The organism is Candidatus Methylomirabilota bacterium, from assembly GCA_036002485.1.
GTDB lineage: Bacteria > Methylomirabilota > Methylomirabilia > Rokubacteriales > CSP1-6 > AR37.
This window is the reverse complement of record DASYTI010000069.1, coordinates 1-26,737: the sequence shown is the minus strand read 5'-3', so window position 1 is coordinate 26,737 and position 26,737 is coordinate 1. Positions and strand designations below refer to the sequence as shown.

General features: G+C 69.0%; 28 protein-coding genes. 2 read left to right on the top strand and 26 right to left on the bottom strand.

Features of this window, described 5'->3' with window-relative positions; translation table 11 throughout:
- Window positions 1-235: 235 nt before the first annotated feature.
- The 26 genes from gap to VGT00_07490 all read right to left on the bottom strand — a co-directional run bounded on the left by gap (window position 236) and on the right by VGT00_07490 (window position 24,747).
- Complete coding sequence (gene gap / locus VGT00_07615) at window positions 236-1,240, bottom strand: type I glyceraldehyde-3-phosphate dehydrogenase (GenBank protein ID HEV8531266.1); 1,005 nt, start codon at window positions 1,238-1,240, stop codon at window positions 236-238.
- 439 nt (window positions 1,241-1,679) lie between these two features.
- A complete protein-coding gene (locus VGT00_07610) occupies window positions 1,680-2,159 on the bottom strand; it encodes a ComF family protein (GenBank protein HEV8531265.1) in 480 nt (159 codons plus the stop codon).
- A gap of 508 nt (window positions 2,160-2,667) precedes the next feature.
- Window positions 2,668-3,954 (bottom strand): tetratricopeptide repeat protein, encoded by a 1,287-nt coding sequence (locus VGT00_07605; GenBank protein HEV8531264.1) that lies wholly within the window; start codon window positions 3,952-3,954, stop codon window positions 2,668-2,670.
- 22 nt (window positions 3,955-3,976) lie between these two features.
- Entirely contained in the window at window positions 3,977-4,342 is a 366-nt protein-coding gene (locus VGT00_07600; protein ID HEV8531263.1) for a TraR/DksA family transcriptional regulator, read from the bottom strand.
- 74 nt (window positions 4,343-4,416) lie between these two features.
- Window positions 4,417-4,788, bottom strand: a complete 372-nt coding sequence (gene rsfS / locus VGT00_07595) for a ribosome silencing factor (protein HEV8531262.1) — start codon at window positions 4,786-4,788, stop codon at window positions 4,417-4,419.
- Window positions 4,788-5,411: a nicotinate-nucleotide adenylyltransferase gene (gene nadD, locus VGT00_07590; protein ID HEV8531261.1), complete on the bottom strand. Its 624-nt coding sequence runs from the start codon at window positions 5,409-5,411 to the stop codon at window positions 4,788-4,790. Before nadD ends, rsfS begins: the two co-directional genes overlap by 1 nt.
- An 8-nt stretch (window positions 5,412-5,419) precedes the next feature.
- Window positions 5,420-6,685 (bottom strand): glutamate-5-semialdehyde dehydrogenase, encoded by a 1,266-nt coding sequence (locus tag VGT00_07585; GenBank protein HEV8531260.1) that lies wholly within the window; start codon window positions 6,683-6,685, stop codon window positions 5,420-5,422.
- Entirely contained in the window at window positions 6,679-7,821 is a 1,143-nt protein-coding gene (gene proB / locus VGT00_07580) for a glutamate 5-kinase (protein ID HEV8531259.1), read from the bottom strand. The genes VGT00_07585 and proB overlap by 7 nt, the downstream gene beginning before the upstream one ends.
- Window positions 7,800-8,819: a GTPase ObgE gene (gene obgE, locus VGT00_07575; protein ID HEV8531258.1), complete on the bottom strand. Its 1,020-nt coding sequence runs from the start codon at window positions 8,817-8,819 to the stop codon at window positions 7,800-7,802. The genes proB and obgE overlap by 22 nt, the downstream gene beginning before the upstream one ends.
- Before the next feature lie 28 nt (window positions 8,820-8,847).
- A complete protein-coding gene (rpmA, locus tag VGT00_07570) occupies window positions 8,848-9,105 on the bottom strand; it encodes a 50S ribosomal protein L27 (protein HEV8531257.1) in 258 nt (85 codons plus the stop codon).
- A gap of 4 nt (window positions 9,106-9,109) precedes the next feature.
- Complete coding sequence (rplU, locus tag VGT00_07565) at window positions 9,110-9,421, bottom strand: 50S ribosomal protein L21 (protein ID HEV8531256.1); 312 nt, start codon at window positions 9,419-9,421, stop codon at window positions 9,110-9,112.
- Between the two features lie 131 nt (window positions 9,422-9,552).
- The gene (locus VGT00_07560; GenBank protein ID HEV8531255.1) at window positions 9,553-10,203 is read right to left on the bottom strand and encodes an RNA polymerase sigma factor; all 651 of its coding nucleotides are present in this window, start codon (window positions 10,201-10,203) and stop codon (window positions 9,553-9,555) included.
- Window positions 10,204-10,248: 45 nt separating this feature from the next.
- Window positions 10,249-10,875: a TetR family transcriptional regulator C-terminal domain-containing protein gene (locus VGT00_07555; GenBank protein ID HEV8531254.1), complete on the bottom strand. Its 627-nt coding sequence runs from the start codon at window positions 10,873-10,875 to the stop codon at window positions 10,249-10,251.
- A 104-nt stretch (window positions 10,876-10,979) separates the two neighbouring features.
- Window positions 10,980-11,702, bottom strand: coding sequence for a dienelactone hydrolase family protein (locus VGT00_07550; protein HEV8531253.1), 723 nt, complete (start codon window positions 11,700-11,702; stop codon window positions 10,980-10,982).
- Between the two features lie 13 nt (window positions 11,703-11,715).
- On the bottom strand, window positions 11,716-12,600 hold the full coding sequence (locus tag VGT00_07545) for a DUF2889 domain-containing protein (protein HEV8531252.1): 885 nt from the start codon (window positions 12,598-12,600) through the stop codon (window positions 11,716-11,718).
- On the bottom strand, window positions 12,597-14,858 hold the full coding sequence (locus VGT00_07540) for a heavy metal translocating P-type ATPase (GenBank protein ID HEV8531251.1): 2,262 nt from the start codon (window positions 14,856-14,858) through the stop codon (window positions 12,597-12,599). Before VGT00_07540 ends, VGT00_07545 begins: the two co-directional genes overlap by 4 nt.
- 3 nt (window positions 14,859-14,861) lie before the next feature.
- Entirely contained in the window at window positions 14,862-15,143 is a 282-nt protein-coding gene (locus tag VGT00_07535; GenBank protein HEV8531250.1) for a metal-sensitive transcriptional regulator, read from the bottom strand.
- A 179-nt stretch (window positions 15,144-15,322) separates the two neighbouring features.
- The gene (locus tag VGT00_07530; GenBank protein ID HEV8531249.1) at window positions 15,323-16,108 is read right to left on the bottom strand and encodes an alkaline phytoceramidase; all 786 of its coding nucleotides are present in this window, start codon (window positions 16,106-16,108) and stop codon (window positions 15,323-15,325) included.
- 237 nt (window positions 16,109-16,345) lie between these two features.
- On the bottom strand, window positions 16,346-16,693 hold the full coding sequence (locus tag VGT00_07525) for a hypothetical protein (protein HEV8531248.1): 348 nt from the start codon (window positions 16,691-16,693) through the stop codon (window positions 16,346-16,348).
- Window positions 16,690-17,742 carry a cobalamin-independent methionine synthase II family protein gene (locus VGT00_07520; GenBank protein ID HEV8531247.1) on the bottom strand — a complete coding sequence of 351 codons (1,053 nt, stop codon included), beginning with the start codon at window positions 17,740-17,742 and terminating at the stop codon, window positions 16,690-16,692. Before VGT00_07520 ends, VGT00_07525 begins: the two co-directional genes overlap by 4 nt.
- A 44-nt stretch (window positions 17,743-17,786) precedes the next feature.
- Entirely contained in the window at window positions 17,787-19,355 is a 1,569-nt protein-coding gene (locus VGT00_07515) for an Rne/Rng family ribonuclease (GenBank protein HEV8531246.1), read from the bottom strand.
- A gap of 71 nt (window positions 19,356-19,426) precedes the next feature.
- Window positions 19,427-20,524 (bottom strand): rod shape-determining protein RodA, encoded by a 1,098-nt coding sequence (gene rodA, locus VGT00_07510; GenBank protein ID HEV8531245.1) that lies wholly within the window; start codon window positions 20,522-20,524, stop codon window positions 19,427-19,429.
- Window positions 20,521-22,332 carry a penicillin-binding protein 2 gene (mrdA, locus tag VGT00_07505; GenBank protein ID HEV8531244.1) on the bottom strand — a complete coding sequence of 604 codons (1,812 nt, stop codon included), beginning with the start codon at window positions 22,330-22,332 and terminating at the stop codon, window positions 20,521-20,523. Before mrdA ends, rodA begins: the two co-directional genes overlap by 4 nt.
- Entirely contained in the window at window positions 22,323-22,817 is a 495-nt protein-coding gene (gene mreD / locus VGT00_07500) for a rod shape-determining protein MreD (protein ID HEV8531243.1), read from the bottom strand. Before mreD ends, mrdA begins: the two co-directional genes overlap by 10 nt.
- 3 nt (window positions 22,818-22,820) lie before the next feature.
- On the bottom strand, window positions 22,821-23,660 hold the full coding sequence (gene mreC / locus VGT00_07495) for a rod shape-determining protein MreC (GenBank protein HEV8531242.1): 840 nt from the start codon (window positions 23,658-23,660) through the stop codon (window positions 22,821-22,823).
- Window positions 23,661-23,715: 55 nt separating this feature from the next.
- The gene (locus VGT00_07490) at window positions 23,716-24,747 is read right to left on the bottom strand and encodes a rod shape-determining protein (protein HEV8531241.1); all 1,032 of its coding nucleotides are present in this window, start codon (window positions 24,745-24,747) and stop codon (window positions 23,716-23,718) included.
- Window positions 24,748-25,035: 288 nt separating this feature from the next.
- Here VGT00_07490 and VGT00_07485 point away from each other — a divergent pair, with 288 nt between their 5' ends.
- Together VGT00_07485 and VGT00_07480 are read left to right on the top strand one after the other, a co-directional pair.
- Window positions 25,036-26,079 carry a hypothetical protein gene (locus VGT00_07485; GenBank protein HEV8531240.1) on the top strand — a complete coding sequence of 348 codons (1,044 nt, stop codon included), beginning with the start codon at window positions 25,036-25,038 and terminating at the stop codon, window positions 26,077-26,079.
- A 211-nt stretch (window positions 26,080-26,290) separates the two neighbouring features.
- On the top strand, window positions 26,291-26,491 hold the full coding sequence (locus VGT00_07480) for a cold-shock protein (protein HEV8531239.1): 201 nt from the start codon (window positions 26,291-26,293) through the stop codon (window positions 26,489-26,491).
- Window positions 26,492-26,737: the final 246 nt, after the last annotated feature.

Here is a 26,737-nt window from a genome sequence, read left to right as displayed (position 1 = left end):
TTCAACTCAGCCCTCGCCTCGGCGCTTCGCCCCTCAGCTCGAACTACCACGCCCGAGGGAGGCAGCAGCCCGAGGCGTACGTGACCCTTCGAGGTGAGGGACGCAGGCCCGAGCCGAGGGCTGAGTGACTCGTACGTTGAGGGTTGCTGCCGACCGAGAACGTGGCGGTGCGAGCCAAGCGGCAGGCCCGCGAGGCGAGAGCTGAGTAGGTCTGGCGAAGTCAGTTGGCCCGGCACTAGAGCGACTTCGACATGTACCGGATAAGATCCTTCACCCGATTCGAGTAGCCCCACTCGTTGTCGTACCAGGCGAGCACCTTGACCATGCTGCCGTCGATGACCGCCGTGGACGCCAGGTCGACGATGGAGGAATGCGGGTTGCCGTTGAAGTCCACGGAGACGAGCTCCTCGTCCGTGGCGTCGAGAATGCCGCGCAGAGGCCCACTCGCCGCGGCCCGGAAGGCGTCGTTGACCGCCTGGGCGCTCGCCGGCTTCTCGAGCTCCGCGGTCAGGTCCACCACGGAGACATTGGCGGTGGGCACGCGGATGGCGAGCCCGTCGAGCTTGCCCTTGAGCTCGGGCAGGACGAGCCCCACCGCGGTGGCCGCGCCCGTGGTCGTGGGAATCATGCTCACTGCGCCGGCGCGCGCCCGGCGGAGGTCCTTGTGCGGGAAATCGTGGATGGGTTGGTCATTGGTGTAGGAATGCACGGTGGACGCGAAGCCCCGCTTGATGCCGAAATTGTCGAGCAGGACCTTGGCCACGGTGGCGAGGCAGTTGGTCGTGCAGGAGGCATTCGACACGAGCTCATGGCGGGCGGGATCGTACTTCTGCTCGTTGACCCCCAGGACGATGGTGATGTCCGGGTCCTTGGCGGGCGCCGTGATTACCACCTTCTTGGCCCCGGCCTGCAGGTGCTTGGTCGTGGTCGCCTTGTCCCGGAAGACCCCCGTGGACTCGACCACGATGTCCACGCCGAGCTCGCTCCAGGGCAGGGCGGCGGGGTCCTTGGCCGAGCAGACCCGCACCTCGCGGCCGTTGACGAAGATGGCCTCGCCCTTGTGGGTGACCTCGGCGTCTAGGATGCCGTGCACCGAGTCGTACTTGAGCAGGTGGGCCAGGGTCTTGGCGTCGGCCAGGTCATTGACGGCGACCACCTCGAGCTCCGGCGCCGTGAGCGCCGCGCGGAAGAAGACCCGGCCGATACGCCCGAATCCGTTGACGCCGACTCGCACACCCATGATGGACTCCTTAGATGGTGATAACCGAGGATTGGCGATGACTTCCGCCCTACTGGGACCCTGATTATAGGGGCCAAGCGCGGGGGGGCGCAAGCTCGCAGGTCAGTCGGTAGTGGGTCAGTTTGGGCGCAGGCACTGGGGCAAGTTGCGAGCCAGATCAACTCAGCTCTCGCCTCGGGCTGCGCCCTCAGCTCGAACGGCCACGCGCCAGCGGGCCGGCAGCCCGAGGCGTACGTGGGTGTTCGAGCTGAGGGGCGCAGCCACGAGGCGAGGGCTGAATTGAACGTACGTGGCAGTTCGAGCTGAGGGGCGCAGCCACGAGGCGAGGGCTGAATTGACTGGTTGCCGGCCCGCTCGCAACGTGGCAGTTCGAGCTGAGCGGCCCGGCCGCGAGGCGAGGGCTGAATCAATCTGGCGAAGCAAATTGACCCAGTGTCGGTCAGTCGACGCGGGCCACCGTCAGCACGCCCACCGCGGCGGCGCCCGCGCTGGTCAGGCAGCGCGCGCATTCCCCCACCGTGGCTCCCGTGGTCAGGATGTCGTCGACGAGCAGCACGTGGCGGCCGACGACCAGCTCGGGCCTGAGCACGGTGAAGGCGCCCCGAACGTTCTTGCGGCGCGCCGCGGCGTCGAGGTCGGATTGGGGCGCGGTCGCCAGTGCTCGGCCCAGGGCATCGGTGGCAACGGGCACGCCCCAGCCCCGCCCGAGGCGCTTGGCGAGGAGGGCCGACTGGTTGTAGCCACGTTCTCGCTCGCGACGCGCGTGAAGCGGTACCGGCACCAGGAGATCGGGCGCGGCTCCCGGCAAGGCTCTCAGGCCAAGCCCCGTGAGCAGATCGGCGAGCGGGGCCGCGAGGGCCCGGCGGCCGCCGAACTTGAAGGCGTGAAGCGCCTCGCGCGCAATGGGCCCATAACGCACCGCCGCCCGCGCATACGCGAACGCCCTCCGGCGCGTCCGGCATTCCCCGCAAAGCCCTTCGATCGAGAGAGGCTGGCCGCAGCGACGGCACCACGGAGGCGCGATGCGCTCGAGGGCTTGCCAGCATGCCCCGCAGAGGGGATCGCGGCGGCCGGCACCAAGCGCCGCGTGGCACACGGGACAGAAAGGCGGAAAGAGCAGGTCGAGCGCGGCCGTGAGCCAAGGCCGGACGCCGCCCGTCGACGCTTCGGCGCCGGCTAGGGGTCTGTTCAAGTAATTACCGTGCCCTCGCGAGAAGGGGTGTTCCGCTTCGAGCGCCGGCTTCGCCGGCGTAGTGCTCAGATTGCTCGCCTCGGACGGCGGGGCGACTATCATCTCGCTCGCCTCGCACCTGGGGGCCCCAGCCCCCGGGCGGTGCTGCGACTCGCCCCGCGCCCACGACGTCCTGCGGCTCGCCCTGCGTCGGGGGGAGGCTTCGGAAGGGGGGCGGAGCCCCTCTCCGAGCTACCTATGGGCGCGACGTGTTCCAGCGCCGGCACGACGGGCACCGCTCCATCCAGAGGCCGTGCTCCGCGCCGCACAGGGCGCAGCGGTGCGGCCACTCGAACGTGCCGGTGGCCTGGAGGGCCCGGCGGTACTCCGCCAGGGCGTCCGCCGGCTGTCCCCGGCGCTCGAAGATAGCGCCCAGATAGGCGTGCAGGCCTGGCAGGTCCGGGGCGCGCACCTCCACCTTCTGGAACTGGTCGGCCGCCTCGTCGAGCATGGCGAGCTCGAAATAGACGCGGCCGAGGGCGAAGGCGAGGGCCAGGCTCTCAGGGGCACGGGCGCTCGCATCCTGGTACAGGGCGATCATCCGAGTGGGCCGGCCTCCGTCACGGTAGAGCTGCTCGACGCGGGTCAAGAGCGGCAGCGCGGGATTCGCCTCGAGCCCGCGCTCCCAGACGCGGAGCGCCTCGCGGCTGTCCCCGGCACGCAGATGCGCGTCGCCAAGCGCGACAGTGGCGGGCAGGAAATCAGGCTCCGCGCGCAAGGCCTCGCGGAAGCGGGCCATGGCGGGCGGTATCTGCCCTTGACCCAGGAGCGACCGGCCGAGCTCATAGTGGATGCCCGCCAGCCAGGATTGCTCCTGGGCCCGCTCGGCGGGGCCAGCCGCGGCGGCCACGCGCTCCTGAGCCTGGAGGGCGCGCCTCCAGTCGCCGCGCTCGGCGCTCAGGTCCCGAAGCGCGCGCAGCGCGGTCAGGTGCTCCGGCGCCTCGACGAGGAGGCGCTCGAGCATGGCGGCGGCATCGTCGGGCCGGCCGGTGCGCCGATAGTCCTCGGCGGCGGCGAGCACGATCTCGGGGCGCTCGTCGGTGCGGAGGGCATCGAGATGGTGCACGAGGGCGCCCTGGACGTCTCCACGCTCGAGCGCCATCTCCCCGAGCCGGGCGTGCGCCTGCGCGTGATCGGGGGACCGTTTCAGCAGCTCGCCGTAGGCCTGGGTCGCCGCCTCCGGGCGACCGGAGAGCTGGGCGTCCACGCCGCGGTGGTAGAGCTCCGTGAGCGATTCGGCCCGCCGCGCGTCGCGGGTGCGCTGATAGTCCACGTAGGTACGGCGGAGATCCCGCGCGAGCCCGAACACGAAGGCGAGGGCGGCGCCGGCGACAAAGGTGCCGACCACCAGCGCCACGAGGGGGACGTCCCAGGCCCAATCCGAGGACAGGGCGACCCGGACGCGGGTGGCGTTCAAGGAGCCCAGATAGGCGACGGCCGCCCCGAACGCCAGTGCGACGAAGACGCCGGAGCGGACTGACACGGCAGTGGGCGAAGGTGCCGCTCTACCCCGCGGCCGTGCGCTCTTCTTCTTCGACGGCCCGCTGACAGTCTATGCAGTAGCGGGCGAAGGGCAGCGCCTCGAGGCGCTTGTCCGCGATGGCCTCGCCGCAGCGCTCGCAATCCCCGTACCTGCCATCATCGAGCTTCTGCAGCGCGGAGACGACCTCTTTCAGGAGCCGCTGGGTGCCGTTGCCGAGCTCGAACAGAAACTCCCGGTTATAGGACGTGGCGGCCTGGTCCCCGAGGTCCTTCGTCGAATCGTCATCGGGGCCCTTGCCGTAGAGCACGTTCTTGCCGACTTCCTCGACGAGCTGACGGTGCTTTTCCTCCAGCTTCTTCCGGAACTGGGCGACACGATCCTTCTTCATCACTGTCTCCTCCACGACACGGCGGGCGATCCGCCGGAATTAGACGCGAAGGCTACCATGCCCTCCCAGGGAAATCAATCGCGCGGACGCGCGCCCACCTCGACCGAGAGCAGCGGCGCATCTCCCCACAGGCGCTCGAGCGCGTAGAACTGGCGAGTCTCCTCGAGAAAGACGTGGACGATCACGTCCACGTAATCCAGGAGCACCCACCCGCTCGCCGCGCCGCCTTCCTGGTGGCGGGGTCGCGAGCCCGCGGCCTTGAGGGCCGCGCGCACGGCGTCCACGATGGTGTCCGCCTGCGTGGTCGAGCGCGCACTGCACACGATGAAGAAGTCCGCCACCGTCGACAGGCCCTGCAGGTCGAGCACCACCAGATTCTCGGCGTTCTTGTCGAGGGCGGCTTGGGCGGCCAGGCGCGCGGTGGCTTCCGCGGTGAGGGCGGCCATCAGGCTCCTGGCCCGTAGAGGCCGTGCCCGCGGATGTAGGCGGCCACCGCTTCCGGCATGCGATAGGCCAGGCTGCGTCCTTCGCGAGCCCGCCGGCGCAGGTCGGAGCCCGAGATGGGCAGCGAGGCCGCATGATGGAGAATCGGTCCGCCGGACGCCCCGAAAGCGGCGAGCCCGAGCTCGGCGAGCACCTTCTGGGCGGCTGGCGCGTCGGGATCGAAGTCGGCCCCCGTGCGCGGCACCACCACGAGGCGGGCGAGCCGCGCGACCTGGCGCGGCTCCCGCCAGCTGAGCAGGTCGAGGAACGTCTCCGAGCCAATGAGCAGGAAGAGCTCACCCTCGGGGGCCAGGGCCGTGAGGGTGTCCACCGTATACGACGGGCCGGAGCGGCGCAGCTCGAGGTCGGAGACGGCGAAGCGCGGATGCTCGTTCACGGCGAGGGCCGTCATCCGATAGCGATGCTCGACCGCCGCGAGCTCGGCGGCGGGCTTGTGGGGCGGCTGGGCCGCGGGCACGAACAGGATCCGGTCGAGGCGGAGGGCTTCGCAGATGTCGTCGGCGAGCAGGAGGTGTCCGAAGTGGATCGGGTTGAAGGAGCCCCCGAAAACGCCGACCGTGGGCACCGGCGACGCTACTCCCGCACCTGGCCGTCACCCATGACGATGAACTTCGTGGTGGTCAGCTCCCGGACGCCCACGGGCCCCCGCGCGTGCAGCCGCGAGGTCGAGATCCCCATCTCGGCGCCCATGCCGAACTGTGAGCCGTCGACCAGACGCGTAGAGGCGTTGACGACCACGGCCGCCGCGTCGACCTCGTGGGTGAAGCGGCGCGCGCGACGGAGATCGGAAGTCACGATCGCCTCCGCGAGCCCCGAGCCGTGACGCCGGATATGGGCCACGGCCTCGTCGAAGCTCTCGACCACGCGAACGGCCAGGATGTAGTCGAGATACTCCGTGTCCCAGTCGCTCTCGGCGGCCGGCCGCGCCCCGGGCACCAGAGCCCGGGTGCGCTCGCACCCCCGCAGCTCGACGCCCGCGGCCTCGAGCCGGGCGGCCACCGCGGGCAGGAAGCGCTCCGCCACTCCCGCGTGGACGAGGAGCGTCTCCGCGGCATTGCACACGCTCACGCGTTGCGCCTTGGCGTTCACCGTGATGGCCACCGCCATGTCCAGATCCGCGCTCTCGTCCACGTAGACGTGACACAGGCCCCGGTCGTGCTTGAGGACGGGCACGGTGGCTCGCTCGGCGACCAGACGGACGAACTCCTCCCCGCCGCGCGGGATGATGAGATCGATGTAGCGGTCGAGGGTGAGCATGCTCATCACGGCCGCGCGATCGGCGGTGTCCACGACCTGCACGACCTCGGCGGGCAGGCCCGCCTTCTCCACCGCCTTGGCCAGCACCTGGGTGATGGCGGTATTGGACTCGAGGGCCTCGCTCCCCCCGCGCAGCAGCACGGCATTGCCCGACTTGAGACAGAGCCCGGCGGCGTCGGCCGTCACATTGGGCCGGGACTCGTAGATGAACCCGATGACGCCGAGAGGGACACGCACCCGCGCGATCTCCATGCCGTTGGGCCGGCGCCACGCGTCCACCGTCTCCCCCACCGGATCCGGGAGGGCCGCGATCTGGCGCAAGCCCCCCGCCATGTCGGCGATGCGCGCATCGGTGAGGGTCAGCCGATCGAGAAAGGCGCGGGTCCGTCCCGCCGCGCGGCCGCGCTCGAGGTCGGCGCGATTGGCCTCGATGATCGCGGCCGTCTTCTCCTCGAGGCCGCGGGCCATCTGCTGGAGCCCCTCATCCTTGGTCCGGGTCGAGGCGAGAGCGAGCACGCGGGCCGCTTCCTTCGCCGCCCGCGCCTTGCCGGTGACGTGCGCCGCCGTATCCACGATCAGCATCCTCCCGGGCCGGCCAGGACCACCAGGTTGTCCCGGTGGATGACTTCGGCCAGCCCCTTGTAGCCCAGGGCCTTCTCGATCTCGCCCGTCTTGGCGCCCTGGATCTTGCGCAGCTCCCCGGCGTCGTAGTTGACGAGCCCCCGCGCGAACTCCTGGCCGTCGGGCTCGGCGAGCGCCACGACCTCGCCCGCGCTGAAGTCGCCCTCGACGGCTACGAGGCCCGAGGGCAGCAGGCTCTTGCCCCTCTCAGTTAAGGCCTTCCGCGCGCCCGCGTCAACCATGAGCCGGCCCTGGGGGGGCACCGCGAAGGCGATCCAGCGCTTCCGCGCGGCCAGGCGGTCCTCGCGAGGCAAGAAATAGGTGCCCACGGGCTCGCCGCGCATCAGGCGCCCCAGGGTGCCCGGCTCGCGGCCACTGGCGATCACCATGCCGATGCCGGAGGCGGCAGCCTTCTGCGCCGCCTCGAGCTTGGTGCTCATGCCGCCCACGGAGACGCGCCCCGCCTCGTCGAAGACGAAGCCCTGAACCTCCTCCGTCACGGCCTCCACGGTCTCCAGACGCCGGGCCGTGGGATCGCGACGCGGATCGCCCGTGTAGAGACCGTCCACATCGGTCAGGAGCACGAGGAGCTCCGCGTCGATCAAGTGCGCCACCAGGGCGGCCAGGTTGTCGTTGTCGCCCACCTTGATCTCGTCGACGGCCACGGTGTCGTTCTCGTTCACGATAGGCAGCACGCCGAACTCGAGCAGGGCCAGGAGCGTGTTGCGCGCGTTGAGATAGCGGCTGCGATCGCTGATGTCCTGGCCCGTGAGCAGCACCTGGCCGACCTTGATGCCGTGCCGCTTGAAGGCCTGCTCGTAGTGCCACATGAGGGAGGACTGGCCCACGGCGGCGGCCGCCTGCTTCTCGGGAATGGAGCGGGGTCCACGAGAGAGTCCCAGCCGCGCCGAGCCGGCCACGATGGCGCCCGAGGAGACGAGCGCGACCTCGCGGCGATCGGCCACGAGAGCAGCGATGTCGGTGGCGAGCAGCCCTAGGCGCTGGCCGTCCAGACCTTCTCCGCGGCTCGTGATCAGGCCGCTCCCGACCTTGATCACGAGCCGGCGCGCCTTGGTCAGCGCCCGGCGCGCGCCCATGTCCCGCTCGAGAGCAGCCGGCTGATATCGCGCAGGAGCGCGGGCAGCCCCAGTCCGGTGACCGACGAGATCGCGTGGAAGGACAGCCCCTCGGCGCGGCAAAAGCGCTCGAGCGCGGCCCGCCGCTCCTCGGTGCCCGGCAGCTCGGCTTTGCTGCCCACCACGATCTGGGGCCGCGCCGCGAGCTCGGCCGAATACTCGGCAAGCTCCCGCTGGATGGCCTGCCAGTCCTCGACGGGATCGCGCTCGAGGCCGGGATCGAGATCGACCAGGTGGACGAGCACGCGCGTTCGCTCGGTGTGGCGCAGGAAACGGATGCCCAGGCCTTTGCCCTCGGCCGCTCCCGCGATGAGCCCGGGCAGGTCGGCGATCACGAAGGTACGATCATCGTCGACCCGCACGATGCCGAGGGTCGGCTGCAGCGTGGTGAACGGATAGTCCGCGATCTTGGGCTTGGCGGCCGACAGCCGCGAGACCAGCGTGGACTTGCCGGCGTTGGGAAAGCCGATCACGCCAACATCGGCCAGGAGCTTGAGCTCGAGATGGATCCAGCGTTCTTCGCCGGGGCGCCCGAGGTCGGCGCGGCGCGGAGCCCGGTTGGTCGAGCTGACGAAGCGGGCATTGCCCCGGCCGCCCCGCGCGCCCCTCGCCACCATCACGCGCTGGCCCCCCGACGTGAGATCGCCCAGCTGCTCGCCCGTGGCGCGATCGGAGACCACGGTGCCGAGTGGCACCCGCAAGATCGTGTCCTCGCCGGAGGCGCCGTGCTTGGTCGAGCCCTTGCCGTGCTGGCCGCGCTCCGCCGTGTAGTGGCGCTGGTAGTGGAAATCGAGGAGCGTGGTGATGGCCGGGTCTGCTTCGAGGACGATGCTTCCGCCGTCGCCGCCGTCACCGCCGTCGGGTCCGCCGCGCGGGACATAGGCCTCGCGGCGAAAGCTCACGCAGCCCGCTCCGCCGTCGCCGCCCTTGACGAAGACATCGATCTCATCGACGAACATCGGAGGTCCCGGGGTGCCCCGGGTGAGGTCAGGCGGGCTGCTGGGCGATGCTGACGTACTTGTCGTCGCCCTTGCGCTCGAAGCGGACGTAGCCGTCCGAGGTGGCGAACAGCGTGTGGTCCGTGCCGAGGCCCACATTGGTCCCTGGCTTGAACCGGGTGCCCCGCTGCCGCACGATGATGCTGCCCGCGGTCACGAACTGCCCGCCGAAGCGTTTGACGCCCAGCCGCTGGGCATTAGAATCGCGGCCGTTGCGAGAGCTGCCCACGCCCTTCTTGTGCGCCATGTCCCTATGCCTCGATCTTGATTATGCGGACGGCCGTCATGATCTGCCGGTGCCCGCGCTTCCGCCGGTAATTTTTCCGCCGCTTGAACTTGACCACGAGGACCTTGGCGCCCTTCTTCTCCGAGACGACCTCGCCCGTGACCTTCGCCCCGGTCAACGCCTGGGGTTCGGCCGTCACCTGCCCGTCTTTGGTGACGAGCAGCACCTGGTCGAACTCGACCGGGGCGCCCGCGGGCTTGCCCAGCCGCTCGACCTTGATGACTTGCCCCGGGGCGACCCGGTATTGCTTCCCGCCTGTAGCGATCACCGCTTCCATGTGGGGTCCTTCTCCCTCTTCACTCTCTTTAATGGATAGCCTGAATTGGATTGTCGCGAGCGCTCATCAAACCATACCCGGGGCGCGAAAGTCAAGCATGACGGCACCTTAGCCGCGGCGGTGAGGCCTCGTCAGGCGGCTTCGAGGTAGCGGGCCAGGCGCTCGCGAAGGAAGAGCCGCGAGCGATGTACGCGAGACTTCACGGCGGGCAGGCTGATGTGCAGGGTCTCGGCGATCTCAGGATTCGAGAGCCCCTCGACGTCATGCATGAGGAATGCGGTTCGATAGTCCGTGGGCAGATCATTGATGGCCGCGGTCAACACGGTCCGCAGCTCGGCCTGCAGGGCGGGCTCCTCGACCTTACCGGACCAATCGGCCACGGGCTCGAGGTAGGGGCGCTGCTCGTCGACGCCAGGGGAGAGAGCGTCCCAGGACACTTCCTGTCGCCGGCCCCGCCGCGTGCGCAGCTTCTGGTAGGCGGCATTGGCGGTGATCCGGTATACCCAGCTGCCAAAGGCCGACTCGCCCTTGAAGGTATCGATCTTCCTCGTCGCGGTCCAGAGAGCGTCCTGAACCACCTCCTCGGCGTCCTGCTCATTGCCGGTGATGCGAATGGCCAGGCGATAGACGCGGTCGCCATACGTCTCGAGCAGGTGCTCGGGCGCGTCCTGATCACCGCGGCGCAGTCCCTCCACGAGCGCGGCGTCGCGATCGACGCGCACGGTACCGGTGGGGGTCTGCTTTTCGGGCTCGGCCATCGCCTCCGCCGGGGGCGTCGTCATCGAATCTCTCCGGTGCCCGCTCGGGCACGTCCACTCATCGTCAGATCAAGACCGGGCATACAGGGTCAGATGCTGCTTCAGCTCATCCACGCATTTCTCCATGACCCCGATGTCCTTGGTCACCTTGGTCATGAGGATGGCACCCTCGAGGGCAGCCACCAGGAAATGCGCGGCGCGCTCCGGATTGCAGTCGGCCCGCAGCTGCCCTCGAGCCTGGCCCCGCGCCAATGTCTCGGTGAGCGTGCGTCGCCACTCCGCGAAGATCAAGGCCAGCCGCTGCCTGAATCCCTCGTGCACGTCCGACAGCTCGGAGGCGAGATTGCCCATGGGACAGCCGCCCACACAGTTCCGCTCACGCTGATTGGCGAGCACGCGGTCGAGGAATCCCTCGATCTGAGGCATGGCGTCGGCGTGGGGATCGGCAAAGGCCGGCTCGAGTGTTCTCGCGAGGAAGACCGTGACGAGGCGCTCGATGATGGCATAGCCAAGCTCTTCCTTGCTCCGGAAGTAGTAGTAGAAGTTGCCCTTGCCTACCCCGCTCTCCCTCAGCACGTCGTCCAGCGAGGTGCAGTGATAGCCCTGAAGATGGATGAGGCGGCTCGCCGCGTCCAGGATCTGGTCTTTCGTGGCCGCGCCCTTCGCGCTCTTCGTTTCCGCGAGCACCTGCGGCATCGCCCCCCCCACCGGGATCGCTCACCTGAGGAATTTGTACCAAACGGTCAGTACAAGGCTAAGCGAGAGTTCTAGACCTGTCAACGCTTGGTCAGAACGAACAGCTAATTCAAATATTTAGACAGCCAGAGGCTGGTCAGGCTCCAGGCGCTGGCCGCCGCGTCAGGATGATAGGAAGGCCGGTCATCGCAGAAGAAGCCGTGTCCGGCCCCCGCGTACACCTTGATCTCGGCAGTCTTCTTGAGCCGCCTGAGCGTTTCCTCGAGCCGGCGCACCTGGTCCATCGGAATCATGCGGTCGGCCTCGCCAAAGAAGCAGAGGACGGGACACTGGATGCGCGGCGCGTCGTTGAGGGGGGCGGCCGGCGTGTCGGCGGCAATTCCGCCGCCATAGAAGGCAATGGCGACTTTGACGGCGGCGGGATGCCGGCACGCCGTGAGAAAGGCGATGCGACCGCCCATACAGAAGCCCGTGATCCCGATCCGATCGCCGCGCACTTCGGCGAGAGACCTGAGGTGCTGCATGACCACGCCCATCTCGGCCATGAGGGCGGCGTCGTCGAGCTGCTGGATATAGCCGATGGCGCGCGACACCTCGCCGTACGGCACGATGGGGCTGCCGAAGCGGTAGAAGAAATCGGGCGCGATCGTCACGTAGCCCTCGCGGGCGATCCGCTCTGTCACGTCCTTGATGTGGGCGTTGAGCCCGAAGGCCTCCATGACCACGATGACGGCCGGGTGTGGACCTCCCGTGGCCGGCCGGCAGATGTACGTGGGCATGAGACCGTCGGCGGTGGGCAATGAGTCCGTGTCTGTCTTGATGTCCATGGCCTCCCCCGGACTACACGCTCAGGAGCTTCAGCAGATCCGCCGTCAAATCGAAAAGCTGCGCGCAGCCCGCGGGGCCGCCGATCAGCGCCTGCATTCGCTTGCGCAGGCCCGCGTCCACCGTCTCTCCTCGGAGCGCCGCGATCTTGCCCTGGGGCTCCGTGCATATGCCCTGGTACGGAAGCCGCGAGGTGATCGAGTCGGCGGCGGCGATGCGGCCGGAGTCGACGTCGATCTCGTAGTGGATGTCGAAGCCGTGGACATTGTCGTGCATGGAGTGGAAGCAGTGGAGCCGCGGGCCCGTGCGCACGAGCCGCAGGACTCTCTTGCGGACGAACACGCGCGAGGCGCCGGGGAGCGGACTGTAGAGCTCGGCCACGATGGGCGTGGTCACCTCACGTTCCTGGAGCAGGGCATGACCCGCCCGGCTATACGTGAAGCACGAGTCGGGCAGATCGATCCAGCTTCTCGTGTCGAGGTCCCAGCACGCCCGCGGACCGCCCGTGGCCACACCCGCGGTTGCCTCGCGCGGAAGCTTGGCGACCTGCCGCGCGAGCCGGGCGATCTCGACGCCCGCCTCCACCGAGAGGCTCGCGCCGGGACCCGAGCCGGCCAGCTCGGCTACGCGTCGAGCGAAGCCCGCCACCATCCGCGCGCCGCGGAGCTCGGCGAGCCGCGAGGCCCCCGCCGCATCCGTCCCGTCCGTGAGCGCGCGAGCGCGGGCCTCGCGCACCTCGTAGCCCGGAGACGGCGTACACACGGCGCTGAGCTCGACGCCGAAGGACTCGTCGTGTACTTGCACCGTGTGGGTGAAAGCGTCGTCGTGGGTATTGTCCACCCACGCTTCCACCACCCGCTCGTAGCGGTCGCGTCCTTGGAGGAAGGCCGAGCCGATCATGAGGCGGGGCCGAGCGGCCCCGGGGTGAACCGGCGCAGCCGGAGGCTGTTCGCGACCACCGACACCGATGAGAGCGCCATGGCGAGTCCGGCCAGAATCGGCGAGAGCGTGACCCCCCAGAGCGGATAGAGCGCGCCCGCCGCCACCGGCACCAGGAGGAGATTGTAGCCGAATGCCCAGGCGAGGTTCTCCCGGATGATCCGGATCGTCTGCCGCGAGAGCAGCACAGCCGTCACCACTCCGAGGAGATTCCCCCTCATGAGAGTGACGTCGGCCGCCTCCATCGCCACGTCGGTGCCCGAGCCCATGGCGATGCCCACCGCGGCCTGGGCCAGGGCCGGCGCATCGTTGATCCCGTCGCCGACCATGGCCACCGGACGGCCGTCCTCTTGAAGCCGCTTGATCTCGGCGGCCTTGCCGTCGGGCAGCACGTCGGCGAGCACCCGCTCGATTCCCGCCTCGCGCGCGATGGCCTCGGCGGTCGACCGCGCATCGCCCGTCAGCATGACCACGTCGATTCCCAGGGTCTTGAGCGCCGCCACCGCCGCCCGCGCCTCGGGCTTGAGCCGGTCCGCGACGGCGACCAGTCCCAGGAGGTTGCCGGCTGCGGCCACGAAGACCGTGGTCTTCCCCGCCGCCGCCAGCTCCCGCGCCCGGGGCTCCAGGGCGGTGACGTCGATCCCCCGGGCCATCATGAACCGGGCGTGGCCGAGGACGATGCGCCCCGCGGCATCCTCGGCCTCCACGCCGAACCCGGGCAGCGCGCGAAATCCGGTCAGGGGCGGCAGGGCCAACCCGCGTCGTTTCGCCTCGTCCACGATAGCTTCACCGAGCGGATGCTCGGAGCCCTGCTCGACCGCGGCGGCGGGCGCGAGCACATCGCTCTCCTCCCGTCCTAGCGCGGGCACCACGTCCGTCACCGCCGGCTTGCCCACGGTGAGCGTGCCGGTCTTGTCGAAGACCACGATCTCGACCTTGTCGAGCAGCTCGAGAGCCGCCGCGCTCCGGATCAGCACGCCGAGCTCGGCGCCCCTGCCCGTGCCCACCATGACGGCCGTGGGCGTGGCGAGACCCATGGCACAGGGACAGGCGATGACCAGCACTCCCACGGCGCTCGAGATCGCCCGGACCAAGGCCGGCTCAGGTCCGAGCCAGACCCAGGCCCCGAAGGTCACGCCCGCGACCACGAGCACCACGGGCACGAAGACGGCCGCCACCTGATCGGCGATTCGTTGTATCGGGGCCTTGGAGCCCTGCGCCTCCTCGACGAGCCGAATGATCCGCGCGAGCACGGTGTCGGAGCCCACCCGGGTGGCCCGGAAGGTCACGCTGCCCGTTCGGTTGACCGACCCGCCCACCACGCTCGATCCCGATCGCTTTTCCACGGGCAGGCTCTCGCCCGTGAGCATGGACTCATCCACGCTCGAGGCGCCCTCGATGACGAGGCCGTCCACGGGAACGCGCTCCCCCGGCCTGATGCGCACCGTATCGCCCACCGCGATCTGCGCCACGGGCAGATCCAGCTCCCGCCCCTCGCGGAGCACGCGCGCGGTTCGGGGCGAGAGGTCCATGAGGCGGCGGATGGCCTCGGAGGTGCCTCCACGCGCGCGCGCCTCCAGCCAGCGCCCGGTCACCAGGAAGGTCATGAGGAGCGCGGACACCTCGAAGTAGTGCATGGCCCCCGCGGCCATGAAGGCGTGCGGCCACAGGGTCACCGCCACGCTGAAGAAATACGCGGCATTGGTGCCGAGCGAGACCAGCGTGTCCATGCTCGCGGAGCGACGGCGGAGATCACGCACGAAGCCCGCGTGAAATTGCCCGCCCACCCAGAACTGGACGGGCGTGGTCAGGAGCCAGAGCAGCCAGGGATTTCCGAGCCAGGCCGGAGCCCACGTGAAGATCTCACGCATGCTCCCGAGGAGAACGGGCAGGGAAAGGGCCGCGCCGATCAGGGCCTTGGCGCGGAGGCTCCGGTCCAGGGTGGCGCGGGCCGCGCGCTCGCGGTCCTCGGATTCGGGCGTCCGGGCGATCTCCTCGGGCACCGCGTAGCCGGCGCCCTCGACGGCGCGTCGCAGGGCAGGAAGTTGAGCGGCCTCCGGCCGCGCCCATACCGTGGCGCGCCCGGTGGCCAGGTTGGCATTGGCCTCCTCGACTCCCGAGACCGCTCGCAATGCCCGCTCCACCTTGCCGACGCAGGCCGCGCAGTGCATGCCCTGGACGGGAAAGTCGACTCGCGTCTTGCTCTCGGGCGCCGCCACGGCTCAGCGCCCGCCGAAACGCGAGAAGACCTCGAGGAGCTCGTCCACCTTCTTCTGCCGGTCCCGGGCCGTGCCCGAGCGTATGGCGTCGGCGACACAGGACTCGATGTGGCGGCCGAGAATCAGACGCTGCACCTGCTCGACGGCGCCCTGCACCGCCGTGAGCTGGAGGAGGATGTCCACGCAGTACTTGTCCTCTTCGACCATGCGCTGTATGCCCTGCACCTGTCCCTCGATCCGGCGCAGGCGCCCGAGAGTCTTGGCCTTGCTCTCATCGTCGATCATCGTGTCTCCTTGTCGCTGGTGCGGCGGCCGCTCGGCCGCCCCTCAGCTCGAAAGTGTCCTCTTCGAGCACTCGCCTCGGGGCGCTCGTGCCTTCGGCAGCTCGGCCGCCCCTCAGCTCGAAACTGTCCTCTTCAGCACTCGCCTCGGGGCGCTCGTGCCTTCGGCAGCTCGGCCGCCCCTCAGCTCGAAAGTCTCGAAGGGCGCCGGGCCATGGTGCCCCAAATCAGCCACCAGCACGCCAGGGCCGCCATCAGGTGCTTGAGAGTATGTCCGCTCACCAGGCGGCCTAGCGCGAAGATCCGGCCGTCGAGGACTTCGAAGAGCTTGCCCACTCCGTAGATGAGGAGGACGACCACGATGTCTCCCCCGCGACTGTAGCGGGCCGGGAACAGCCAGAGCATCAGCGGAATGGCCAGAGCCGGGAGGAACTGGACCAGCACATACGGTCTGAGATCACCCCTCCCCGCCGCCTCGCTCGCGTGCCAGTAGGCGATGCTGGCCAGGCCCGCGGCCAGGAACGGGGGCAGGAGGAGAAGCCCCGCGGTCACGCTGACGCGCTCGGCGAACACCCCGGCCAGCATGCCCATGAAGACCAGCGTCATGGGCAGCCTGTCCCAGACGAGCCGCGCATTGTCGGGAGCCGCGTGATACCAGGCCGAACCCAGCCCCGTGAGGGCAACGCCGGCGCACACCACCACATAGGGCCAGCGCTCGCGGGACTCGCGGAACGGACCGGTCGGCCCCCCGGATGGTGCCGACGCCACGCGGACCAGCCCCCAGAGGCCGACGAGGGGAAAGGCGAGGTTGGACCAGACGTCGAGACCATGAGGGACGCCCCAGAGCCTGCGCGTGTCGGCAAAGCGATGGTAGGCGGGATCCTGGGCCAGGGGCGGCAGGAGCGCGACGAGCGCTATCGCCGCTGCGGCCACTCCCAGTAGCACTCCCACGCGAGCTTTCCAGCTCATGGCCATATACCCTACGGGGGTAGGCTACCACGGCAAGTCTCCGGGCGCTACCGCAGGCGGCTCAAAAAGGCCCAGATGCGTGGCGGCGCCCCGCCGTTCGAGTTGAGCGGCGGCCCCTGGCCGACGCGAGACGAGGGCTGAGTTGATCCGCAGGGCAGGCGTACTCTCTGTACGTTGAACCTGCGGCCGAGGGCGCCGCACTCCCTGAGATGGGCCTCTTTCAGCCGCCTGGGAGGCTCAGAAGTCGGGAAACAGGGAGGGCTGGCTCGCGGCGGCTGGACGCCTGCGCCCGGTGGCGCGCCTGCTCCGAGGCGCTTTCGTCGCCGGCTTCGCGCGCTCGCGCTTGGGACGGGTCCAGCCCTTCTGATGAGCGATCTTGTCGCCTTGCTTGATCACGAGCAGATCGGCGAGCCGGGCCATGGGATGCACGAGCAGGTCCAGGTACCTGTCCCAGTAGCGGGGCGTGTACGCGAGGGTCTTCATCTGCTCGAGCGCGAGGGTGAGGGCGCCCCGGTCGCCTTTCCGCGCGGCCAGCCGCAGGAGGTCGAGCACCCGCGCGCGGCTGATGCGCGACGGGCGAGTCACGCGCGACCCAGCTCGCGCCGGAGCACCCGCGCGGCCTCGACCATCGAGCGCAGCTTGGACACGCCGACCCACCGCGGCGTCTCCCAGAGACCGCAGTCGGGCACGAGCCAGAGGCGCTCCGCGGGCACGTGCTTGAGGGCCAGCCGCGCGCGCTCCGCGACCTCCTCGGCCGTCTCCACGCGAAAGGCCTTGACGTCGATGACTCCCACGGCGACCTCGGCCTCGCTCGGGAACTCGCTCCACAGCTCGAGCTCGCTCATCTCGCGGTTCGCATACTCGAAGACGAACTGCTGCACGCGCGCCTCGAGCAAAGCGGGAAAGAGGGGCCGGTAGCGCCGCGGCGTGGCGAATGAATTGTTGTGGGCGTTGCCGAAGCACACGTGGAGCGCGATCTTCGCGCGGACCCCCTCGAGGGTGGCATTGAGAGCCGAGACCATGGGCCCCGCCTCACCCTTGAGGACGCGATGCTTGCCCGCGGTCATGACGTAGTTGGGCTCGTCCACCTGGATGAAGTCGCAGCCCGCGGCCACCAGAGCCTTGATCTCGGCATTGACCACCGCGATCAGATCGGCGATCAGGCTGTCCTCGGAGGCATAGGGGCCGCCCCGCCGCAGCGGGATGAGCAGGGTGATGGGGCCGGGCACCGCCACGCGCATGGGCCGGTCGGCGTACGGGCGAGCGAAGCGGAACTCCTCCACGATGCCGAGTCCCCGCGGGGCGCTGATGCGATCGACCACTTCGTACGGGCAGTGCGCGTCGTAGTTGGGCGGGCCCAGGCGGCGCGGCACGGGCAGGGCCCGGAGGCCCTGCAGCCGATCGTAGAACCCGCGGATGAAAGTGACCCGGCGCATCTCGCCGTCGGAGATCACGTCCACCCCGGCTTCGACCTGGTCGCGGATGGCCAGGCGCACGGCGTCCTCGTACGCCTCCTGGAGATCGATGGGGCCGAGGCGGTCGGCTTGCGCGGCCTCGCGAACCAGATGGATCCAGGAGGGCAGACCGTGGCTGCCGCACACGGTCGTGGGTATGAGCGGCATGGCCACCGTCATGGGTTCTGCTCCTCTTCTGACTTCAGGCGACGGGCGGCTTCCCGCTACCGGAAGGCGAAGTCGTACTGCTCGCGCTGGTAGGAGGGCACGGCCTGGACGGTGACCTTGCGGTCGATGGCCGTCTGCAGCCGCTCGAGCCCCTCGCGCTCGTCGGCCTCGAGATGACGCACGAGCTCGGGATGGGCGCGGATCACCACCTCGCGCCCCGGCGCCTCGCGGACGGCCGCCTGGACTTTGCGGAAGAGTTCGGCCGAGAGGGTAGGATCCGACCGGACCACCCCACTGCCCTTGCAGGTCGGGCAGGACACCGTGAGCAGCGATTGCAGCCCCTTGCGCACGCGCTTGCGCGTCATCTCCACGAGCCCGAGCTCCGAGATCTCGAGCACATTGGTGCGCGCCTTGTCGTCGACGAGCGTCTTCATGAGGGCCGCGTACACCTGATCGCGATGCTCCGCCCGCTCCATGTCGATGAAATCGATGATGATGATGCCGCCCAGGTCGCGCAGACGGATCTGACGCATGACCTCCACCGCGGCCTCGAGGTTGATCTTGAGCACGGTCTCCTCGAAGTCGCGCTTGCCCACGTACTTCCCCGTGTTGACGTCGATGGCGACGAGGGCCTCCGTGTGGTCGATGACGATGTAGCCGCCGGACTTGAGCCACACGCGCCGGCGCAGGGCCTTGTCGATCTCCTTCTCGATGCCCGTGGCCTCGAAGATCGGCGCGGGCTCCTCCCAGAGCTTGACCCGGGAGGCCAGCTGGGGCACCAGGGACTCGGCGAAGTGCAGGCACTTCTCGTAGGCGGCCGAGGTGTCGACGAGAAACTCCTCCACATCCGCGGAGAAGAGATCGCGAACCACGCGGAAGGTCAAGTCCATCTCCTCGTGGAGGAGGGAGGGCGCCCTCGCGGACTCGAAGCGGCTCTGCACCTGGCCCCAGAGGCGGGTGAGGAACTCGATATCGGCCGCGATCTCCTGGGCCTCCTTGCCTTCGGCGACGGTGCGGACGATGAAGCCGCCCGGCGGCGGGGGCAGCGACTTGACGATGCCCCGGAGCCGCTCCCGCTCGGCGTCGTCGTGGATGCGCCGAGAGACACCCACGTGCCCTGATTGCGGCATGTACACGATGTAGCGTCCGGGGAGAGAGACGAACGAGGTGATGCGCGCGCCCTTGGTGCCGAGGGATTCCTTGGAGACCTGGACGAGGATCTCCTGACCCTTGCGTAGCATGTCCTCGATGGGCACCGCCGTCTCGCGCCGCGTGGCCTCGCGGTGTCCGTTCGCGCCCGCGGCGCCCTCGCCCTCGTCGAGGTCGGCGTCTTCCTCGCTTTCCGGCTCGCCCTCGGACTCGCTCTCGGGCAGGACGGCGCGCGGATCCTCCGCGCGGCTCGCCGTGTAGTCGCCGGCATAGAGAAAAGCGTCCTTCTGGAGGCCGATGTCGACGAAGGCGGCCTGCATCCCGGGCAGGACATTGGTGACGATGCCCTTGTAGATGTTGCCCACGATGGAGCGTCGACCAGCGCGCTCCACGTACAGCTCCACGAGCTGCGTTCCATCCTGCACGGCGAGACGGGTTTCCGTCACACCGGCATTGACGACGATCCGCTTTCCCACGGCAGCAGTCCCCAGTTCAGGGGCGGAGGCCCCCGAGGTGCGATTCGCGACCCGCCTCGCGGCGGGCCCGGTTACTGGAACTGCCGCATTCGTACCGAGAGAAGGAGTCCCAGGGCCATGAAGGACACGACCATGGACGAGCCGCCGTAGCTCATCAGCGGCAACGGGATGCCCACGACGGGCAAGAGGCCCGTGACCATGCCCAGGTTGACGAGCGTCTGGGCGGCGAACAGCGCCGTCACGCCCAGCGCCACGATGCGCCCGCGCGCCTCCCGCGCGCTCAGCGCGATCTCGAAGCCCCGAAGGATCAGGAGCCCGTAGGCCAGGACCAGCACCAGACAGCCGATGAACCCCCACATCTCGGCGAACACGGCAAAAATGAAATCCGTATGGCGCTCCGGAAGAAAGGCCAGGCGGCTCTGCGTGGCGCCGCTGATACCTTTGCCCAGGAGCTGGCCAGAACCAATGGCGATCTTCGCCTGAATCACATTGTACGCCGTTCCGAGCGGATCGCGGAACGGATCGAGGTAGACGAGCAGACGATCGCGCTGATAGGGCTTGAGCACCAGCCAGCAGAGCGGCATCACGGCCACCGCGGCCGCGGCCAGCCCGCCCAGAATGCGCAGGCGCAGGCCCATCCCCACCAGGATGGCGGCAAGGACGGGCACGAGCACGAGCGCGGTGCCAAGATCGGGTTGACGGACCACGAGCACGAACGGCACGGCCACGAGGGCCAGCGTCCAGCCCAGCGTTCCGCGCGTCGTCAGCTGGGCGCCGCGCCGCCACGTCAGCGCCCACGCCAGAGTGACGATGAAGATGATCTTGAAGAGCTCGGAGGGCTGGAACGTGATCGGCCCCAGATGGATCCACCGCCGGGCCCCGGAGACGGTGCGGCCCAGCACGAAGACGACGACGAGGAGGGCGACCCCAAGCAGGTAGAGCGCCGGAGCCGCTCGCACGAGGTTCCGGTAGTCGACTGCGGCGAGGACGAGCAGGGCGACGAGCCCCACCCCTACCCAGACGAGCTGACGCCAGGCCAGAGCGGGGCCGCCGCGGCCCACCCCGAGATTCGAGAGACACACCACGCTGAGGGTGACCAGGACCAGGGCGGCGCCGAGAAGCGGCCAGTCGACATTTCGCAGGAGGCGACGGTCGAAACGCGGGATCATCCGTCGATGCCGAGGGTGACCATGGCGACCTTCTCGAGGAAGATTGCCCGGTAGATCTGGTGCGCGATGGGGGCGGCCACCTGCCCTCCTTTGCCGCCCCGCTCGACGAGGACCACGACCACGACTTCGGGGTCGTGCGCGGGCGCGAAGGAGGCGAACCAGGCATGGTCCTGTCCCTTGGCGCTGTCGCTCTTCGCCACGCTCTGCGCCGTACCCGTCTTGCCCGCGACCTCGATCCCGGGGATTCGCGCCGCCGCGCCCGTGCCGCCCTCATTGACCACGCCGGACAGGGCGTGACGCAGGAAGGCCAGCACCACGGGCGAGAGATCGACGTGCCCCGTCATCTTGCTCGAGGTCGCATAGGCCGTGGAGCCGTCCACCCGCTCCACGCGCTGCACGAGGCGCGGCTGCCAGAGGATGCCGCCATTGGCCACGGCCGCCATCATCCGGGCAACCTGGAGAGGCGTGACGAGCAGCTGGCCCTGACCTATCGACATGTTGACGGTGTCGCCCGCCTGCCACGGGCGCCCGTCCGCGCGCCGCTTCCCCGTCCGAAAGGGCACGAGACCCGGTTTCTCGCCGGCCAGATCCACGCCGGTGGAGGTGCCGAGACCGAAGGCCTGGGCATACCGGGCGATGGCCTCGGGCCCGACCTTGAGACCCGCCTGGTAGAAGAAGATATTGCAGGAGTGGATGAGCGCAGCGCGCGTGTCCACGTGGCCGTGGCCGCCCTCCTTCCAGTCCTTGAAGGTCCACTGGCCGAGGTGGAACTGGCCGTTGCAGTACGTGCGGTCCATGGGCGTGAGCGTGCCTTCCTGCAGCCCCGCCGCCGCCACCATGATCTTGAAGACGGAGCCCGGCGCGTACTGGCTCTGCAAGGCGCGGTTCATGAGCGGGGTCAGGGGGTCCCGCACGAGCTTGAGCCACTCCTCGCGGTCGAGGTTGCCCGTGAAGCTATCGAGCGAGAAGGCCGGACTCGAGGTCAGGGCGAGGATGTCGCCATTTCGCGGGTCGAGGACGACCACGGCGCCGGACTTGCCGGCCATGGCGCGCTCGGCCGCTTCCTGGATGCGCCGATCCACGGTGGTGATGACCTGGGCGCCCGGATTCGGCTCCTCTCGCCGCATGACCTGCACCTGGCGGCCCAGGGCGTCGACCTCGATGCGCTCGCCGCCGTCCCGGCCGCGGAGGTATTCGTCGAGGAGCCGCTCCAGCCCCGACTGGCCGATCATGTCGCCGCGGCGGTAGCGACCCTGCTTCATCTGCTCGTCGCTGACCTCTCGCACGTACCCGAGCAGGTGCGCGGCGAAGGTGCTCGTGGGATAGACCCGCTGCGGTTCCACCTCGATGACCACGCCCGGCAGCTCGAGCTTCAGCTCCTCGACGCGAGTCACCTCGTCGAGCGAGAGACCTCGCCGCATCCGGACGGGCCGGATGGAGTCGGGGGGCACGCGCTCGAGCCCCTCCTCCAGCTCCCGGAGCGGAATCTTGAGGAGCACGGAGAGCCTGGCCAGGACCGTCCCGCGGTCCTCCATCTCGCGCGGGATGAGCGAAAGGGTGAAGGCGGGGCGATTGTCCACGAGGGCGAGACCGCGCCGGTCGAAGAGAATGCCGCGCGGCGCCGCCACGGGGCGGATACGGATCCGGTTCCTATCGGAGAGCTCCTGGAGCTTGCCGCCCTCGAGAACCTGGAGATACCAGAGCTGGCCCAGGAGCCCGACAAAGGCCACGCCGACCACGGCGGCGAGGGCCAGGACACGCCGCCGCCAGGCCTCCCGCTTGGCCGCGGACTCGGTGTTCAGATCCACGGCTGCCACCGTCGAAGCGCGTGGGCCGCCTCGACGGCGAGGAGGAAGGCGGAGGCGAGGAACCCGTTGTACAGGGCCTGGGGCAGGATGACATGCATCAGCAAGTCGCCGAGGGCCGCCGGAAAGTGGAAAAGCTGCAGCAAGCCGAAGCGCAGGAGCCCTTCGGCGACGGTGAGCAGAACCAGCCCGGGCACCTGCACGAGCGGATGATCGACCCAGATGCGGCCAGGCAGCAGGCCCATGGCAAAGCCCGTCAGGGCGAGCGTGGCCGCCTGCACTCCGATGAGGCCGCCTCCCGCCGCATCCTGGAGAAGCCCCAGGGCGAAGCCCACGAGGCAGGCCGCCTCGGGGCCGCGTCTGAGAGCCAGGAGGGCGGTCAGGATGAGCGGCAGGTCGGGGGTGACGCCGACCACGGCCAGCGAGGGCACCACACTCGACTGCGCCAGGGTACCGCCGAAGGTCATCAACAGGAGAGAGAGGCGCACCGGCTAGCCGTCCGGGGTGAACAGACTGGCCACGTCATGGCTCGCCTGGCCGGTGAGCAATAGCACCTCCTCGACACGGGCAAAGTCCACGGCGGGCACGAGCACGGCAAAGTGGAAGAGGGCCGAACCCTTGTCTTCGATGGCCGTCACCCGCCCCACGGGGATGCCCTTCGGGAACAGCGTGCCCAGCCCCGAGGTCACGATGAGGTCCCCCGCGGCCACCCCGGCGCCATCACGCGCCATGAACTTGAAGCGCAGCCCTCCGCCCGGCTCTCCCTCGACGAGACCGGCGGTGCGGGTACGCTGCACGACGGCCCCCACCGTCGAGGTGGGATCAGTGAGGAGCTGGACGACGGATGCCCCCGCCCGCACCTGGACGACGCGTCCCACGAGGCCGTCGGGGACGATCACGGGCATCTGCTGGGCGACGCCGTCGGCGCGGCCGCGATTTACGGTGAGGGAACGCGCCCAACCGCCGCCTTCTCGCCCGATGATCTCCCCGCCCAGGGTGGTCAGGGGCAGGCGCTCGCGGAGCGTGGCGAGCCGCCGTAGGCGACGGTTCTCCTGATCGGTCTCGCGCGCCTGGAGCGCCTCGATGCGGAGGCGTTCGTTCTCGGCGTGAAGGGAGAGGTTCTCGGCGCGGACCGCCTTCCAGTCGGCATAGGCCGTCCAGACGGAGAGGGCGCCACGGTGAACCTTGGTGAGGAGGTTCTGCACGGGAGTGAGGGCGAGGGCCACGAGGTCGCCCGCGCGGGTCGGCCCCACGCCCCTCGTCTGCACGGTCAACAGCAGGAGGGACGTCAGCAGGACGGCGATGAGCAGCGAGTATCTCCCAAATCTCACACGATGCCACCCAGGCCCACGACCGAACCGTAGCCGCCGCGAGATCGCGGCCGTGCTACGCGGGGATCGCGACCTTCTTGAGGAGCTCCAGCTCGTCGAGGACCTTGCCGGTGCCGAGGGCGACACAGGACAGCGGCTCGTCGCCCACGGTGATCGGCAGGTCCGTTTCCTGTCGCAGGAGAAGGTCGAGCCCGCGCAGCAGCGCCCCCCCGCCCGTCAGCACGATGCCCTTGTCCACGATGTCGGCCGCCAGCTCGGGCGGTGTCCGTTCGAGGCACGTGCGCACCGTGTCGACGATGGCCATGACAGGCTCCCGCAGCGCCTCCCGGATCTCCTCGTCGGTGACCACGATGGTCTTGGGGATCCCGTCGATGAGGTCGCGACCCTTGACCTCCATGGTGGCCCGCTCGCCCGCCATGGGATAGGCCGAGCCCAGCTTGATCTTGATCTCCTCCGCGCGACGCTCGCCCACGAGGAGGTTGTAGTGCTTCCGGATGTACTGGACGATGGCCTCGTCCATCTCGTCGCCGGCGATGCGCACCGACTTCGAGTAGACGATGCCGGAGAGGGAAATCACCGCCACTTCCGTGGTGCCTCCGCCCATGTCCACGATCATGTTGCCGCCGGGCTCCTGGATGGGCAGCCCCGCCCCGATGGCCGCAGCCATCGGCTCCTCGATCAGGTACACCTCGCGCGCCCCCGCCTGCATGGCCGAATCGCGCACGGCTCGCTTCTCGACCTGGGTAATGCCGGAGGGCACGCCGATCACGATGCGCGGATGCACGAGAGTGCGGCGCCGGTGCACCTTGCTGATGAAATAGTGGAGCATCTTCTCCGTCACGTCGAAGTCGGCGATGACGCCGTCCTTGAGCGGGCGGATGGCCTGGATGTTTCCGGGGGTGCGTCCCATCATCGCCTTCGCTTCGTGGCCGACGGCCAGCACGGAGTGATCGGACGAGTGGATGGCCACGATGGAGGGCTCGTTCATGACGATCCCTTCGCCACGGACATAGACCAGCGTGTTGGCCGTTCCGAGGTCGATGGCGAGGTCATTGGAGAAAAGCCCGGCGAGGAAGCTCAGTAGCATGGGTGCGCTCCCATCTGGTTGCTCCGATTCGATATGAAACGACCTCTTCGCGAGTCTAGCACTTCCGAGTTGACGAGGACAAGATTACCGCATGTTTCCAAGAGGATGGCGAGCATCAGGCCCGACCCGGATGGGATCGAGTCGAGCTCCTTGAAAGCCCTCAATCTTTTCGGCTACTTGAGTTTGGCCCGCGCCGCCTGCGCGTTCGAGGGCAGGCCGAGCACCCGTCTCGCGTGGCCTCGCGAAGTGTGTCACGATGGCGCGGCCCGCATCCGCACGACAATCCAGATGACGCCCGACATGGACGAGTTCGAGAGGTGGTTCGACAAGGGCGTGACAGATGGCCTGCCCGTCATCCCGCCCACGCGCGAGCGCGTCGATCGGATGCTGGCGGGTACGACACGCGCCCGCGAAGATCTCGTCGGCGAAGTCCCGCCGAACTACGGCCGCGCCACCGTGGAGAAGGTCGCCACCAACGCCGTGATGGCGGGCTGCCGGCCTGAGTACTTTCCCGTCGTGCTGGCGGCCGTGGCGGCCGCGTGCGATCCCGCCTTCAATCTGCACGGCATGTCCACCTCCACCCACTTCTCGGCGCCCCTCATCGTCGTGAACGGGCCGATCCGCGAGCGGATCGGACTCAATTGCTCCTTCGGGGTGTTCGGCCCCGGCTACCGCGCCAACGCGACCATAGGCCGGGCCCTCCGCCTGGTCATGATCAATGTCGGGGGGGCCAAGCCTGGCGAGACATCCATGTCCACCTTCGGCCACCCCGGACGCTACACCTACTGCATCGGCGAACACGAAGAGGCGAGCCCCTGGCCCCCGTATCATGTCGAGCGAGGCCTCGCCCGCGGCGAGAGCGCCGTCACCGTCTTCGCGGGAGAAGCGCCGCACGGGATCTCGGATCACGCGAGCCGCACCGCGCGAAGCCTCGCGGGCTCCCTCGGCTGGTCCATGAGCGGCCTGTGGAACATCAAGCACTTTCCCCTCTACTCGCACACCATGCTCGCCGTCGGCCCCGAGCACGCGCGCACCTTGGCCGATGACGGATGGAGCAAGGCCGATCTCAAGCGCCATCTCTTCGAGACGGTACGCGCGCCCTATCGGACCCTCATCCCCGATCCCGACAATGGCGAGGGCACCAATCTTCGATTCGCCAAGGGCGGCGAGCCGGACCCGAATGAGCTCATCCCGAAATTCCCTTCCGTCGACGAGATCCACGTGGTGGTGGCGGGGGGGACGGCGGGACGCTTCTCCATGGCCATCCCGGGCTGGCTGGGGACGAAGAACGGCTCGGCGCCCATCACGGTACCGGTGCTGAATATTCCTTGACAGGCGCGCGCGGGGCCGGTATCCTCGCGGCAGGTTGTAGGTTCACCCGGTAGTCGGACAGTAGCGAGCGGATAGCCGCTAGATTCGAGTTCAACGCCGCGAGGACCTCAAGTCCTGCGGCGTTTTTGTTTGTCCTCCGATTCCGGAGGGCGCCCCCGTCATGGTGGCGGGGCATCACCGAGGCGGTACGCCTCAAAGAGAGGTCGTAGAAATGGCTCAGGGAAGCGTGAAGTGGTTCAACGATGCGAAGGGGTATGGCTTTATCTCCCAGGAAGACGGCGAGGACGTGTTCGTGCACTTCAGCGCCATCCAGGCCCAGGGCTTCAAGAGCCTGGCCGAGGGTGACAAGGTCGAGTTCGAAGTGACGAGGGGGCCGAAGGGGCTCCAGGCGGCCAACGTCCGCAAGGTCTAAGGACACCCCGCCGCGGCCGGCTTCCGTTCGCGCGGATCAGCCGGCCGCGGCTTCTTCATTCCCCCCGAGAGCGAAGGGTCGGTCACAAGCGTCTGTCACAAGCGTCTGTTGCTGACAAGTGAAATGTCCGCTTGGTTTTGACAAGTGATCTGTCCGCTTGGTCATGCGGGCTGGAGACGTCGGGAGGGGCGGGGGCGCCTGCGGGAGAGGGCGGCCGGGGGGATAGCAGGGGTCGGGCGGGGGCGC